Origin of the sequence: Rickettsia endosymbiont of Culicoides newsteadi (assembly GCF_002259525.1) — a bacterium.
Classification (GTDB): domain Bacteria; phylum Pseudomonadota; class Alphaproteobacteria; order Rickettsiales; family Rickettsiaceae; genus Tisiphia.
Window position 1 is genome coordinate 18,401 of the sequence record NZ_MWZE01000010.1, and the last position, 11,821, is coordinate 30,221.

An 11,821-nucleotide genomic window follows, 5' to 3' on the forward strand; every position below is an offset into this window, starting at 1 on the left:
CGAAGCAATCTAATGAATGTGGATTGCTTCGTCCACTACGTGGTCTCGCAATGACGTTCCGAAACTTTTAAATTGTCATGGGGTTTATGCGTAAGGTAAGTTATGTTAAAAACAAAAGAATATAAGTAATATATGTTTATTTAATAGGTATCATTGGTGTTCAAAATAACTAGCAATTCGAGGAAAATTGATAAGGATTTGTATAATAATTCTGCAGAGAATTTCATTCCAATTGCTTGTCACTATAATGAAAACACTCTGTTAACTAAGAATGGAGAACTACTCCAAACTATCCAAATAAATGGTATTAATGCAGAAAATATTAGTGATAAGTTATTCAATTTACGAGAAGTAGTGCGTAATGCTATCAAGAAAAATGTTCATAATAAAAGTTTTGCATTCTGGATACATACGGTACGGCGTAAGACAAATTTAGATGACACAACTCCATACAATAAATTGTTACCAGCTAATATTCACAATCTATGGCAACAAAAGAATTATTGGGATGATAAATTTGTTAATACTTTATATATTTCAATAATTTATGATTCTGATAACATTAAAGTTAAAGACTTAAACTCTTTAATAACTTCTTTGTCTTTCGATAAACTTATCAATTACCAAAATAACTACTTAGATAGTGTTTTTAAAATACTAAATAGTACTGTTGATACAATACTTTGGGATTTGCAAGGTTTTGGTGCAGTAAAGTTAGGAATAAGATTTGAAAGAGAGGAATCTTACTCTGATCTGATGTTTTTATATCGCAGAATAGTCCATCTTAACGAGGAATATTGTTTAGTGCCGATTGCCAATTTATCTAATGCTTTAGCCTCTAATCAATATGCAGTTGGTAATGATAAGATTGAAGTAATAAGTCAACATGGTAAAAAATTTGCATCCATTATTTCAATAAAGGAATATCAAGAAGTATCATCGGATGCCCTTGATGGATTCCTACAATTACCTGTAGAATTAATAGCAACAGAAATATTTTATTTCGTTGATAAAAAAGAAGTATCTAAAGCATTTGAAGAACAGGCCTATATTTTACAAGTTAGTAAGGATGCTAAGCTTGCTGAGATTACAGGAATAGATAAGATAATGAATCTTGATGCTTCAATTCCAAACCAATTTTGTAAACAACAAATTTCCATTGCTATTATAGGATCGGACTTGAACAAATTGGATCAATCAATTGCCCAGGCATCTAGGGAACTTGCTAAAATTGGAATTGTTCATGTACGAGAAGATATAAACTTAGAATCGACATTTTGGGCACAACTTCCAGGCAACTTTTCCTATATTAGAAGGTTAGCCCCAACAATTATTGAAAATACAGCTGCCTTAGCTTCATTACATAATTTTCCAACTGGAAGCCAAAATAACATATGGGGTAAAGCGGTAACTTTGCTTAGAACGGAAAAAGGAACGCCTTACTTTATGAATTTTCATGCTAAAAGTAATAATAGAGGAAATGTTTGTATTTTTGGTACAGCTAACACTGGCAAGACCGTATTAACAAATTTTTTGATTTCTGAAGCTACTAAGTATAAGCCAACAATATTGTATCTTTCCAACAATAATGATTCAAAGATTTTTGTTGAATCAATTGAAGGGCAGTGGATTGAAAAGGAAAAAAATCTAATAAATCCATTTATACTAGATGATACTCTAGAATCAAGAAATTTTATTGTTGAATTTCTTAAAATAATTTGTAATCATTCTTTTTATCCTCTAACCGAAATTGAATTAGCTTTTCTAGAAATCTTTGCCGATAAAATTCATAGTTTAGATAATAAGGATCGTAATTTTTCATCCATTTTAAAAATAATCGATTTTTCAATAGAAGGTGGAGAGTTAATTAAACTAAAATTAACAGATTATGCAGAAGGCGGATTATATGACAGTATATTTGATAGTGATAAATTTCCTTTATCCGAAGGTAATATAATAGGATTTAATTTATATTCTTTTTCTGAAAAATCCTTTATTAAACGTTTTTATCCAACAGATAGAAAACTTTTAGAAGCATTCTCAATGAATTTAACTAAGCATAATAGTTTATGTGTAGGGTTAATATATGCTTTTAATTATCATTTAACTATTACAGGGAAGAGTCCAAAAATATTAGTAATAGATAGTCTTGATTCCTTGTATAGACCAGAAAATTTTGATAACATATCAGAAATGATTTCTGATAGATTAATGAAAAATAATGGGATCATGGTTAGTAATTTTAATTTTAGTTATTTGCAATCGATAAAAACTAGGGTGTTACAAAATTGGTTAGACTTAACAGACACTAAAATTATTTTACCATCAGAAATAAAATTGCAATATTTAGAGCAAATTTTAGGGTTAAATGAATCAGAAATAAAGAAATTATCGAAATTTACAATTACTTCTAGAATGTTCTTAATAAACCAAGACGATCAATCTATTGCTGTGGAATTAAGTATAGGAAGCTTAATTGGTATTATCAAGATTTTATCCTGTAGAGCTGAGGAATTAAAAATATATCAAAAAATATTACAACAATATCCAGGACATCCTGATAATTGGATTAATCCTTTGTATATGGCATTAAATCGTATTTAGTTAAAAGAGGAATTTGGTGCTAAAAAAATATTATCTAGTATTTTTCTTGTTGATTTACTCAAGCAATAGTTGTGCATCTTGGGAAGCAGTTGGGGAATGTCTAAAGAATCCTTGCAATTGTGGCTACACTACGATAGATGAAATATGGAATAAAACAATCAAAAGAACAATAAAGCCAAACCCTCTATGTCCACCATGGAATAGACGGGATGGACGTGATGTAGATAATTGCTTGGTTCAATTTGATCCTCCTGAGAATTGGATTGGATTTTATCTACAGCATTGTGCAGAACGTACAAAAGAAAGCTCTTATTTTGCCCCAAAGATTCGTATAAGAACTCAAAGTTGTAATGCATTTGCCTGCTGGAATCAATCCACTACTTTAAATTGGGATGGTGAATGTGTAGTATGGCCTGGGGCTTATGCCTTACCTTTACTCAGAATTTGTGCTAGAATTGCCGTTCCGGAAGTAGCACCAACTCATCTTAACAAAAAAGGAACGCCAGCAGATCCTGGTTATACTCGTGGAAAACACTTGAATGATGTTGGTTTTACAGAAGATGACGAATTATTTATGGGAGATGATGGAAAACCACTTAAATTTGATAGACCAAAGTTATGTGCATATAGTGATCCTGGTTTAGTAAATCTGGTTTCAGCTACCGGAGTTCACTTAGATCCGTTGGACTGGAACCCAGTAAGACAACCTCTTCATAAAACAGATGAGTTACACCCTCTGGCAAAAGTTCTAAAATTTTTAATAGACATTAAGTCTAATCTAACTATGTCAGCACTATTAGGTAAGTTATTAGATATAATGGGTGCTGAAAATACCCCTGGTCTTGATGTTATAAAAGAAATGGTTAAATGGATAGGATATATTCTTGAGCAAGGATGGATATATACAGCGGCAGGAACTATAGTAGAAGCATTGGGCAAACTAAATAACACTGTTGATAACTACCAATTTGGTTGTGTTGAATTACCATTTGGTCCTTTCCCGCCACCATATTGCCCTAAATTAGCCCCATTAGTTATTACCCCCACTACCCAATCTGTATGCAGTAAGAAGAATGAAAACGGTTTATTTGTTCAATCTTCAGATGCCCCATGTGTAGTATCTAAATTAAGGAATAATCTTATTCATAATGTCGTGCGTATTAGTTTAGACAATATGGTACCTCTTTGTAAAAAGGAAGGAAATCTTACAAAAACCGATAAATGTGTAGTAATAAACAATCTTGGTGAATTTTCTTCAGCCAAAAGGATGCATATTGCTACCGCTCAACGTGATGCAATAAAAAAATGTTCAGTTGGTGATACAACACCTTGCGTTAACACAAAAATTGACTTTAAATGTAGCATTACTGAAAATGGTTGTGAAGATGGCTTTAGAATAGTTTACGCACAAAAAATAGGCAATCACTCTACACCAAGTAGTTACTATGTTGATGATTTACCTGATTGTAACAGCACGAAGGCAGAGGATAAAGATAAAACTACTTGTCAAGAAATATGGGGGATCAATATTGGTGAGTTTATCGATGCTAATATTGAATTTCCTAAGCTACAAAATCAGGATGATAACAATTTATTAAAACTACAAAAACTCTTTGATCTCAACGATAACAATGACAAGAAGCGGTCTTTTGCTGTGTCAATTGTTAGAAATACTTTTTTAGATACTGATTTAGAACCTAGTTTTCGTTGTGACCCAAAATCTATTTGTGTAATAGAAGGAGATCAGCTAATTGGCTGTGAAAAAAGAGTAACAGATGGCTACCAAATCTTAACCCAAAAATGTGGGGTAATTCCTGAGGTGATTTGCCCTAATAATAGCTATTATACCCCTCAATTTGTTGCGTCAATCCAAGTGTTAGACAAAGAAGGGAAAGTGGTTGATTTAACTAGCACTGTTGTTACTCCATTGTCGATATATTCAACTGAGAAACAAAAGACAGAAGAAATAATAAATTTAGCAGGATATAATTTTACTTCCTTCATGGCATATGTTTCTAATACCCCACCAGTTACATATACTGCTATGCCGTTTTCTGGAAAAAAATCTATGAATCCTTTAACAATATATGGTGAGTACAAAAACGACAAGGCTCCTTACGATACTGAAGGAAAACTTATTACAGATGCGGTATATTTGAAAGGTCTTGAATATATAAATGGTAAATATCTGCAAGGAGCAACGCATGGTTGTTTACAATTAAAAGATATAGAAAAATGTATTCCTGGAGTAAATAATACTAATTGCGTGCTAGCAAAACTACTTGAATCAGATACCATTGATTGCTTAAAATTTAAGGAAAAAAGCACCCAATATCAAAACTTTCTTCCTCTATGTAAAGGTACTACTAATTGTAAATCTAAAGAGACTGTGGAGGGTATTACAATTTATCAATGTGATAGAGTGCATTGTTATGTAAATAATCGTAAACAAGGTGTCGAAGTATGTAAAGTCTCTGTAGATACTGATAATAGAATTGATCCGGCTCCATCACAAGGAGACAAGATAAATACTGGACAGTATTACAATTTTACCCTTGATCAGAAGAAGGAGAAAGCCCTATATAATCAGAAAATTAATACAATCCGAGATAAAACATCCCAGGAATTGGGTCTTTGCACCACAATTGATGCCCCTAAATGCAAAGCAATTTCTACCCCGACTGATATTAGTGGTAATGCAACATGGAAGTCTAATAACATAAGTGATCCAGATACAGAAATAGGTCACTTGGCACAAGGTACTTGCAAGGATGGTTGGGTATTAATTGATCCGAATAAACCACTGCAGCGTTATTGCCTATTAAATATAGCTACTAAAAGCGTTGGTTTTGAAGCCTTATCGGAGGGAGTTGGTTGTAAAGAGAATAATGGTCTTAGTTTCAAATATACAAATGACTTTAAAAGTAATTTTCCTGTAAAAAATAGCTATGATACTTCAACTAAAATTGGCACTTTGGTACTTGGTGGTTCATACAATTCTACAGCCTATCTAATAAATACATTAAATTGGGCAAATTATGAGATTGATGTTCCCAATACTAATATGCTAACCTCTTTCACAATAGGTGGGGCTGATTCGTATTATGATGATTACTTAATGATTAAAGTCAATGATAAAATTATTTATACTGGTCCCCCTAATCATGAGTTTAAGGATATAGAATGTAGAGATTATCAAGCTGACAAATGTGTTGTTTACATTTCTAAAACTGGTAAAAAAGAAGATTTTGCGGAAGCTCCTGATATATATAAATCTACTAAGTTGCCGCAACTTGATCTGATGCCACATTTACGGAATGGTAAGAATAATATTAAGATTTATGTTGGAGTTGTTGGTGGAGGGGTTTTGAATCTTACTATTAAATACCAATTTAAGAAATTACAATAGCAAATTTTGAGAGTATATAGCCAATTCAGGAGGACTGGGTAGTATAGTCAATTGATAAGAAGTTGGGGATGTCGTCACTCAATGCTTGCCTATTATTTATAGGCGTCGCTCCATCGCTCCTAGCCCCCAAATTCTCCTGAATTGACTATATTTAAAGCTCTGCAAGAACCTTGATTATCTAGTACTACAGTTGTAGATTGAATGTGAGTGTTCACGATTTTTTTTTGCTATTTTTTTGTGATGAATAAAAAAACCTGATCACCAAGCGTCATTGCGAGGAGACCGTAAGGTCAACGAAGCAATCCATTTCTAATCACTTTCCTGGATTGCTTCGTCGGTCTGGCAACCNAACCTCCTCGCAATGACATCTTATACTTTAACCTTTTTTCCGTGAACACTCACATTCAATCTACAACTGTAGTACTAGTATAAGTGTAATATTTTGTAACATAATGTAACTTGCATATAATCTGTTAAGGTATTAAAATAGCTTGAATTTCTGAAATAGAAGTAGAACTTATCAATGCAAGTATCAATACTAAACCCTGTAAGTTGTTATGGGGTAGGCGTTCATTCCGGTAATATTACTCAGTTGACTTTAAGACCAGCTGCAGAAAATACTGGCATTGTTTTTGTCAGGACTGATGTGCGGCAAGAAATAAATTTTATTCAAGCTAGTTGTTTGAATGTCTCAGAGACTTCTTTCTCTACTACCATAAAAAATGAACATAATATTTCCGTTTCAACTATAGAGCATTTAATGGCAGCTCTTTGGGGATGTGGAATTGATAATTTAATAATTGAAATCGATGGTTCTGAAGTACCAATAATGGATGGTAGCAGTAAAGCTTTTGTTTTTATGATAGAATGTGCTGGGCGACAATTACAAAATGCTCCAAAAAAATACCTAAAAATCTTAAAAGAAATTAGGGCAATTCACAAAGATTGCGAGTTAGTGTGTAGCCCTGCTCATAGCATGACAGTTGATATGACAATAGATTTTGCTAGTAAAGCTATTGGCAAGCAAAATTTACTCTTCTCAGAAAATGAATCTTTTAAAAATAATATTGCTGATGCTAGAACTTTTGGATTTATCCATGAACTTGAATATTTAAAAAGTAAAGGGCTGGCACGTGGGGCATCTCTCGATAACGCTATAGGTATAGATCAAGATATTATAATAAATCATGATGGACTTAGATATACTGATGAATTCGTGCGGCATAAACTTCTTGATCTATTCGGAGATTTATATACTACAGGAGGGCATCTAATAGCTAACATCACTGGTTATAAAACCAGCCATGCTCTGAACAATCAATTTTTACGACAAGTATTTAGTGATCCTACTGCCTATCAATGGGTTAGTAATAGAGAAATTTAGGCTTGCAGCAGTTCAGTTTTAATATATGGCTAGTAAAGAAAATATAAAGCTCAAGGGATTAGAGAAACAAATTCGACAATTAAAGAAGCAAGTTCAACCGGTAATAGATGCACATAGTGCAACATCTTTTAAAACTGGCTTGGTATCTAATACTACAGTTGTAGTTTAGATGTGAGCATTCACGATTTTTTTGTGATGAATAAAAAAACCTGATCACCAAGCGTCATTGCGAGGAGGCCGTAAGGTCAACGAAGCAATCCATTTCTAATCACTTTCCTGGATTGCTTCGTCGGTCTGGCAACCTCCTCCCAATGACATCTTATACTTTAACCTTTTTTCCGTGAACACTCACATTCAATCTACAACTGTAGTACTAGAATAACTACTGGTAAGTATTCTTGATATCACGATAAGAACTAATAATACGCAAAATTTGTAGCGGTTTGGTTCGTAAGAAGATGAGTTAAATATTAACTTGGGTTAGCTATAAAAAAATAATTATTTTTCTAAAAACTATTAGTGTTGGTATGTTTATGGTTTATAATGCTATTATTATGGAGGAAAATATATGAAAGAATTTGATTTAATAGTGATTGGTGGTGGTCCGGCTGGTTATACAGGAGCAATAAGAGCAGCCCAGTTTGGTATGAAGGTTGCCTGTATAGAGAAAAGGGTGACGCTTGGTGGTACTTGCCTAAATGTTGGCTGTATTCCTTCCAAAGTATTACTAAATTTTTCGGAGAAATATCATGAAGTATTGAACCATTGTGCCGATATTGGCATTATGACCTCAGCCAAACTTGATTTACAGAAAATGATGACTAAAAAAAGTCAGGTAGTATCAGACTTATGCAAAGGCATAGAAGGTTTGTTTGTAAAAAATAAAATCACTAAATTTACTGGAAGTGCCAAGTTTATTTCAGCCAATCTTGTAGAAATTACTAACGATGCATCAGTTGAACAAATATCGGCTAAGAATATTTTAATTGCTACTGGCTCTGATATTATTGAAATGCCCAATATTACTGTTGATGAGGAATATATAGTGTCATCAACAGGAGCCTTGAGTCTTGCTAAAGTTCCGGAAACTATGGTAGTAATTGGTGGGGGGTATATCGGTTTAGAGCTTGGTTCGGTATGGAACAGGCTTGGCTCCAAAGTAACGGTTATTGAATATGCTGAAAGTATTGTGCCAGCTTTAGATAAAGAAATTATCAGTCAATTTACCAAAATCCTACAAAAACAATCTATTGAATTGCGATTAAACACTAAGGTGATATCTGCTGAGAAAAAAGCAGGAAAAGTTATTTTAAATATACAACAAACAACTGACTCCTCAGTGCAGCAAATTAGTGCTGATATAGTGCTATTAGCTGTTGGTAGGAAAGCCCATACAACAAATTTAGGTCTAGATAAATTAGCAATTCAAACGGACAAACAAAATAGAATTACGGTTAATGATCAGTTCCAAACAATAATTCCTAATATTTATGCTGTCGGTGATGTAATTGCTGGACCTATGCTCGCTCATAAAGCAGAAGAGGAAGCTGTTGCTGCCGTTGAAATTATGGCAGGTTTAGCAGGTCATGTTAATTACAACCTTATTCCAAGTGTCATCTACACTTATCCAGAAGTGGCAAGTGTTGGCTTAACAGAGGAGCAATTAAAAGAAGCTAAGATTGAGTACAAGGTCGGCAAATTTCCATTTTTGGCAAATAGTCGAGCGAGAAGCACAGGTTGTACTGATGGAATGGTAAAAATATTGGCTGATAGCGTAACGGATAAAGTACTTGGAGCGCATATTATAGGCCCTTCAGCTGGTACTATGATTGCAGAGCTTGTAGCATTTATGGAATTTGGTGCTTCTTCAGAAGATATAGCAAGAACTTGTCATGCCCATCCTACCTTAAGTGAAGCCATAAAGGAAGCAGCTTTGGCTGTAGATAGGAGGGCTATTAATTTTTAGGAAGTTTTATATATATAATTATATTTTGAGCTATTTTTCGACGAGAATAAATATGATTCTTGCGGGAATAGTATAGCTATTTCAAAAGAATCATGTTTATTCGCAACCAAAAAGAGCCAAATGTAGAATTACTTTAGTTATTGCAGGTAGCCTCCTAAACTTACCTGCTTGTTGAGGATTAGAGCCAAGGTATTTTTAAAGCATAATTCTTTAATTTTAGGTATCCGCTCCTGCAACTTATTCATCATGCGATATATGGTGTCTAAATCATGGTTTTTGTCAAATTGTTCGCTTAAATATTGTGCTAGACCACGCTTGCTATCGGGCTTTACCGTAAGGGCTAATACCAAATCGCGAAGCATCTCAGAATCACGTTTACGTTGCATTATAGTCAATTCAGGGGAATTTAGGGCTAGGAGCGACGACGTCACCAACTTCTAATCAATTGACTATGATCAATAAAAAATCTGCTTGCCAAACGTCATTGCGAGACCACATAATGGTTGAAGCAATCCATTATTTTGAGTTGCTTCAATGCTACTAAAATAGCTCTTTGCAATGATGTTTTGTATTTTAACTTTTTTTCTTGAACGCTCACGAGTCTATTATGCCTTTGAAAATATCCTGTATAATTCGCTTAGTAAAGTTGCAAAATCAATTTGATCAAAACCTTTCTTAGGAATAATTATTATTGCCCAGCTATTGGGTTTAATTTGTGTTTCTTTACTTAGAAGCCTAATTAAATGTCTGATACGTCTCTTGATTTTATTGCGAATAACAGCATTTCCTAATTTTCTTCCGGCTTTTATGCCAAAAAGCAATAAAACTTCACCAGATTTTTTACATAGCCGTGTTTGATTGGTAGTCTTGCCAGCAGCGTTATTCCCTGCATTTAATTTTGTAAGAAGCTTAGTAAAATCTTTTGCTATTACTGTGATAAAATAAGGACTATGGAACTTTTTGCCTAACTTATTAACTAGGTCAAATTCTTTTTGATTTTTTAGAGATAAAATAAGCACTGCCTATGCTGATAACTTCTTTCTGCCTTTTGCCCGACGCTTCCTTAAAATCTCTCTACCACCAACAGTTGCCATTCTTGCCTTAAACCCATGCCTTCTTTTTCTTACTAAATTGCTAGGTTGAAATGTGCGTTTCATAAATTCATATCCAATACAAAGGAACAGATTTACTTATACAATAATGACACTAAACTGTCAATAAAATATAAATTTATCTTTTAAGGAACTGATAGATTGCTGTATTATATTTCTTGATAGAATAAATTTTAATAACATTATTTAAATGAACTAGGGCGTATGGCAAGACCAGACTTTACCAATTCAAGAAATATCATCAAAGAAATTATTAGAGTGAATCATGCCGGAGAATACGGTGCAAAACGAATTTATGAGGGGCAATTAAATTATTGCAGAAACCATCAAACCTATCCTACAATAAAACATATGATGCAGCAAGAAGAAGTGCATTTAAGCTACTTTACTAACTTGTTATTACAAGGTAATGTTAGACCAACTATCTTAATGCCATTTTGGCATATTATTGGTTATGTACTTGGTAGTGGATCGATATTAATAGGAACAAAAACTGCCATGCTACTAACCCAAAGTGTAGAAGAAGTGATTGAACAACATTATCAGAAGCAAATAGACTATCTCGAAGAATATAATTTAGAAAAAGAATTGTTAGATAGTATAAAGCAATTTCAGTCTGATGAAACGGAGCATAAGGATATAGCTCTAGTGCAAGGTAGTAATGAAGTAGTATTTGCCCCCCTAATTAATAAAATTATCAAGTTAATGTGTAATATAGCTATTAGTTTGAGTAAAAAAATTTAATGATATCATCAAAAGTAATAGGCGAGCATTGAGTGACGATGTTACCAACTGCTCATAAATTGACTATAGTTCTTAAATATAATTTAGCCGCTTGATTTTATATTATTCTTACATTACTATATTTTTTAGTAAATATTTATAATATAGAGTCTTATGAAAATATTAAACTCAGTAATTAGTAAAAAGGGACAAATTACTATTCCATCCTACACATTAGGGATAAATTACACTTATCTTCTGGTAGTAGGCTAGAATTCGTTATGCAAGATAATTCATTTATTGTCATACCAATTAATAAATCTATCAATAATTTACAAGGGATACTGCCAAGAACTAAAATGTCATTAAGTATCGAAGATATCAACGAAGTAATTAAAGGTAAGCATGATACTCGATAATCAAGTTTTTTTGCAGATTTGAATAAAATATAGGGCTATGGTTGTCATCCCTGCGAAAACAGGGATATAAAAATGCCCTGAGGTATTTTAGATTCCCGCCTACGCGGGAATGATGGTATGGACGAGTGAAGCGAAATATGCTTTACTTGTACGGAGTCAGCTGAAAAATAGTTTTCAGCTGCTCCAAATTAAATAATAATTTAA

The 11,821-nt window shown here is 33.2% G+C and carries 9 protein-coding genes and 1 pseudogene; 7 read left to right on the top strand and 3 right to left on the bottom strand.

Annotation, left to right across the window (positions count from 1 at the left end; all coding sequences use genetic code 11):
* The first annotated feature begins 165 nt into the window (after window positions 1-165).
* The 5 genes from RiCNE_RS01510 to lpdA all read left to right on the top strand — a co-directional run bounded on the left by RiCNE_RS01510 (window position 166) and on the right by lpdA (window position 9,363).
* Window positions 166-2,604 (top strand): VirB4 family type IV secretion/conjugal transfer ATPase, encoded by a 2,439-nt coding sequence (locus RiCNE_RS01510; protein ID WP_094648879.1) that lies wholly within the window; start codon window positions 166-168, stop codon window positions 2,602-2,604.
* A gap of 16 nt (window positions 2,605-2,620) precedes the next feature.
* The gene (locus tag RiCNE_RS01515; protein ID WP_094648871.1) at window positions 2,621-6,013 is read left to right on the top strand and encodes a hypothetical protein; all 3,393 of its coding nucleotides are present in this window, start codon (window positions 2,621-2,623) and stop codon (window positions 6,011-6,013) included.
* A gap of 523 nt (window positions 6,014-6,536) precedes the next feature.
* Window positions 6,537-7,397, top strand: coding sequence for a UDP-3-O-acyl-N-acetylglucosamine deacetylase (gene lpxC, locus RiCNE_RS01520; RefSeq protein ID WP_094648872.1), 861 nt, complete (start codon window positions 6,537-6,539; stop codon window positions 7,395-7,397).
* Between the two features lie 25 nt (window positions 7,398-7,422).
* Entirely contained in the window at window positions 7,423-7,566 is a 144-nt protein-coding gene (locus RiCNE_RS07405) for a hypothetical protein (RefSeq protein WP_157905645.1), read from the top strand.
* A gap of 399 nt (window positions 7,567-7,965) precedes the next feature.
* Entirely contained in the window at window positions 7,966-9,363 is a 1,398-nt protein-coding gene (gene lpdA / locus RiCNE_RS01525; protein WP_094648873.1) for a dihydrolipoyl dehydrogenase, read from the top strand.
* A 155-nt stretch (window positions 9,364-9,518) separates the two neighbouring features.
* Here the strand turns inward: lpdA and RiCNE_RS08535 are convergent.
* The 3 genes and pseudogenes from RiCNE_RS08535 to rpmH all read right to left on the bottom strand — a co-directional run.
* Window positions 9,519-9,752, bottom strand: a pseudogene (locus tag RiCNE_RS08535) (IS1634 family transposase); the annotation flags it as partial.
* Window positions 9,753-9,968: 216 nt separating this feature from the next.
* Window positions 9,969-10,382, bottom strand: coding sequence for a ribonuclease P protein component (gene rnpA, locus RiCNE_RS01535; protein ID WP_094648875.1), 414 nt, complete (start codon window positions 10,380-10,382; stop codon window positions 9,969-9,971).
* A gap of 3 nt (window positions 10,383-10,385) precedes the next feature.
* On the bottom strand, window positions 10,386-10,520 hold the full coding sequence (gene rpmH, locus RiCNE_RS01540; protein WP_094648876.1) for a 50S ribosomal protein L34: 135 nt from the start codon (window positions 10,518-10,520) through the stop codon (window positions 10,386-10,388).
* A 159-nt stretch (window positions 10,521-10,679) separates the two neighbouring features.
* Here rpmH and RiCNE_RS01545 point away from each other — a divergent pair, with 159 nt between their 5' ends.
* Both RiCNE_RS01545 and RiCNE_RS07905 read left to right on the top strand, forming a co-directional pair.
* Window positions 10,680-11,219, top strand: coding sequence for a demethoxyubiquinone hydroxylase family protein (locus RiCNE_RS01545; protein WP_094648877.1), 540 nt, complete (start codon window positions 10,680-10,682; stop codon window positions 11,217-11,219).
* A 260-nt stretch (window positions 11,220-11,479) separates the two neighbouring features.
* Window positions 11,480-11,617 (top strand): hypothetical protein, encoded by a 138-nt coding sequence (locus tag RiCNE_RS07905; protein ID WP_239832569.1) that lies wholly within the window; start codon window positions 11,480-11,482, stop codon window positions 11,615-11,617.
* The last annotated feature ends 204 nt before the right edge of the window (window positions 11,618-11,821 follow it).

Coding starts and splice junctions, on each gene's coding strand:
- lpxC (WP_094648872.1), top strand. CDS start 6,537: ATGCAAGTATCAATACTAAACCCTGTAAGTTGTTATGGGGTAGGCGTT.
- RiCNE_RS07405 (WP_157905645.1), top strand. CDS start 7,423: ATGGCTAGTAAAGAAAATATAAAGCTCAAGGGATTAGAGAAACAAATT.
- lpdA (WP_094648873.1), top strand. CDS start 7,966: ATGAAAGAATTTGATTTAATAGTGATTGGTGGTGGTCCGGCTGGTTAT.
- rpmH (WP_094648876.1), bottom strand. CDS start 10,520: ATGAAACGCACATTTCAACCTAGCAATTTAGTAAGAAAAAGAAGGCAT.
- RiCNE_RS01545 (WP_094648877.1), top strand. CDS start 10,680: ATGGCAAGACCAGACTTTACCAATTCAAGAAATATCATCAAAGAAATT.
- RiCNE_RS07905 (WP_239832569.1), top strand. CDS start 11,480: ATGCAAGATAATTCATTTATTGTCATACCAATTAATAAATCTATCAAT.